At 74.3% G+C, this 2,684-nt stretch carries 4 protein-coding genes; 3 read left to right on the forward strand and 1 reads right to left on the reverse strand.

Annotated features, from left to right (window positions below):
* The first annotated feature begins 63 nt into the window (after positions 1–63).
* Genes ACFV4G_RS38975 through ACFV4G_RS38985 form a run of 3 tightly spaced genes read left to right on the forward strand, consistent with a single transcriptional unit; the run spans position 64 to position 2,235 of the window.
* Entirely contained in the window at positions 64–561 is a 498-nt protein-coding gene (locus ACFV4G_RS38975; RefSeq protein ID WP_380447544.1) for a universal stress protein, read from the forward strand.
* A gap of 52 nt (positions 562–613) precedes the next feature.
* On the forward strand, positions 614–1,522 hold the full coding sequence (locus ACFV4G_RS38980) for an RNA polymerase sigma-70 factor (RefSeq protein ID WP_380447546.1): 909 nt from the start codon (positions 614–616) through the stop codon (positions 1,520–1,522).
* Positions 1,519–2,235 carry a leucine-rich repeat domain-containing protein gene (locus ACFV4G_RS38985; RefSeq protein ID WP_380447548.1) on the forward strand — a complete coding sequence of 239 codons (717 nt, stop codon included), beginning with the start codon at positions 1,519–1,521 and terminating at the stop codon, positions 2,233–2,235. Before ACFV4G_RS38980 ends, ACFV4G_RS38985 begins: the two co-directional genes overlap by 4 nt.
* Before the next feature lie 37 nt (positions 2,236–2,272).
* On the opposite strand, the gene ACFV4G_RS38990 is transcribed toward ACFV4G_RS38985, so the two are convergent.
* Entirely contained in the window at positions 2,273–2,578 is a 306-nt protein-coding gene (locus tag ACFV4G_RS38990) for a hypothetical protein (protein ID WP_380447550.1), read from the reverse strand.
* Positions 2,579–2,684 lie beyond the last annotated feature (106 nt).

Genomic DNA, 2,684 nt, shown 5'->3' on the forward strand with positions numbered 1-2,684 from the left:
GGCGCCGCCGCGCCCCCCCCCCCGCCCCCCCGCGACCCGGCAGGGCACCGTCGAAGGGCAGGAATGGCAGGGAACGGCTGGGACGAGGGGCCGAGACGGCGGATCGTGGTCGGCGTGAACGGATCACCGGGGAGCCGCGCGGCCCTGCGGTGGGCGATTGCCGAGGCGCGACGCACCGGGGCCGGCCTGCTCGCCGTGCACGCCTGGCAGTCGCCGGTCGGCGAGCGGCGCGCCCTGCGGTACCCGGACTGGCCCCCGGTCGTCGAGGCCCGGGAGGCCGCCGCCGACGTGCTGGCCGCGGCGATGGAACTGGCCTTCGCGGCCGGGGTCGTCGCCGACGGCGAACTGGTGCGTGGTGCAGCGGCCGCCGCCCTGGTCCGGATCGCGGACCGCGAGGGCGGCCTGCTGGTCCTGGGCACGGGCACCCGCACCGGCCGCTTCCGCGCCGCCCGCGGCCGTGGCCGAGTCGCCGCCCACTGCCTGAAGCACGCGCGCTGTCCGGTGCTCACCGTTCCGCCGACGGCGGAGCGCAGCGAAGCCACCCCGGCGGTGAGGCTGTGACGCGGCCGCTGGGCACTTGCGGTGGCAGGTGCGCCGCTGGCAGCCTGACGGCGTGATCAACACACCTGCGGCGCCGGACGCGCTGGACGACTTCACCGAGCACCGCCGACTCCTCTTCGGCACCGCCTACCGCCTGCTCGGCAGCGTCGCCGACACCGAGGACGTGCTGCAGGACGCCTGGCTCGCGTGGTCCCGCGTCGACCGGGAGACGGTCGCCAACCCGCGGGCCTACCTGGTGCGCACGGTCACCAACCTCTCGCTGACCCGGCTCACCTCGGCCCGGGCCAAGCGCGAGGCGTACGTCGGCCCCTGGCTGCCCGAACCCCTGCTCACCGCCCCGGACATCGCGGACGGCGCCGAGCTCGCGGACTCCGTCTCCACCGCGATGCTCGTGGTCCTGGAGAGCCTCGGCCCGGTCGAGCGGGCGGTGTTCGTGCTGCGCGAGGCCTTCGGGTTCTCGCACGCGGAGATCGCCGGGTTCCTCGACCGGAGCGAGGCGACGGTCCGCCAGACCGCCCACCGCGCCCGCGAACACGTCCGCGCCCACCGCCGGCGCTTCGACAGTGACCCGGAACAGCGCCGCGAGATCACCGACCGCTTCCTCGCGGCCTGCACCGGCGGCGACCTGAACGCGGTGATGGAGCTCCTCGCCCCGGACGTGACCGCGTGGTCCGACGGCGGCGGCAAGGTCACCGCGGCCCGCCGCCCGCTGCACGGCACCGACGGCGTCGCCCGCTGGATCCTCGGCGTCCTCGCCAAGCCCGAACTCCAGGGCATGGCCTGGCGGTCGGCCGTCATCAACGGCGAGCAGAGCGTCCTGTTCACCATGGACGGCCAGCCGGTCGGCGCGCTCACCTACGACATCGCCGACGGCCGCCTCCAGAACCTGCGCTTCCAGGTCAATCCCGACAAGCTGACCGGCCTGGCCGGTCTGTCCGGTCTGTCCGAGGAGACGGCGTGACGACCCTGAACCTCTGGCGTCGGCCCCTCGCCGAGCTGCCGGCCGACGTGTGGGACCGCACCGACGTGACGGTCCTGATCCTCGCCGAGACCGGCCTCACCGAAGTCCCGCCCGCCGTGGGCGCGTTGCAGCGCCTGCGCACCCTCGACCTCGGCCACAACAAACTCGCGTCCCTCCCCGCCGAACTGGGCGATCTCACGGGCCTGCGCGACTTCCTCTACCTGCACGACAACGGGCTGTTCACCCTGCCCGACACCCTCGGCCGTCTCACCGCGCTGCGCTACCTCAACGTCGGCGAGAACCGGCTCCGCGAACTCCCGTCCACGATCGGCGACATGGCATCGCTGGTGGAGCTCCGCGCCCAGTACAACCGGCTCGCCGCGCTCCCCGACTCGATCGGCCGCCTCGGCGCCCTGCGCGAAATCTGGCTGCGCGAGAACCGGTTGAGCACCCTGCCCGCGTCGATCGGCGACCTGGCCAACCTGCGCGAGCTCGACCTGCGCGAGAACCACCTCACGGAGCTCCCGCCACCCCTCGCCGGCCTGCCCCTGCTGCGCCGCCTCGACGTGCGGAGCAACCGGATCACCACCCTCCCGCCGTGGCTCACCGAACTCCCGGCCCTGGAGAAGCTCGACCTCCGCTGGAACCCGGTGACCCCCGCCCCCGCCCTGCTCGAAGCGCTCACGTCCAGGGGCTGCGAAGTTCTCTACTGAGTTCGGGAAGGCCTGCACAACCCGGGACCCTCGGTACTCACGTGGACGGCGCCGCCCCGGTGTGCAGGACTTCGTCGCTCTCGGAGTCGACGACCTCCCAGCCGAGCAGGTCGGCGATCCCGGTGGCCACTGCCAGCGCGGCGGTGTAGCCGTCGGGCGTGGAGCAGATCAGCTCCACCACGTCGACCCGCGCCGGCACCCGGCCCTCGTGGACGGCGTAGCCGCCGGTCTCGCCGCACGCGGCGATGCTCACATCGAGCCACTCGCGGCCGTCCTCGGCCCGGTAGGAAGCCAGGTCGGTCCTCCGGAGGCCGGGCACCGCGTCCAGGTGTGCCAGCAGCACTCCCGCCCCCCCGCGTGCGTCGTGGCGGCGGGCCGGCCGGACGGGGAGGTACCCGGAAAAGGCGTCAAACTCGCACCCGCCGCGGTAGGTCCGGCGGTGCCCGGGG

Origin of the sequence: Kitasatospora sp. NPDC059747, assembly GCF_042732955.1 — a bacterium.
Taxonomy (GTDB): domain Bacteria; phylum Actinomycetota; class Actinomycetes; order Streptomycetales; family Streptomycetaceae; genus Kitasatospora.

What these genes read in the sequence shown, in the direction of transcription:
- ACFV4G_RS38975 (WP_380447544.1), top strand. Translation starts at nt 64, where the DNA reads ATGGCAGGGAACGGCTGGGACGAGGGGCCGAGACGGCGGATCGTGGTC.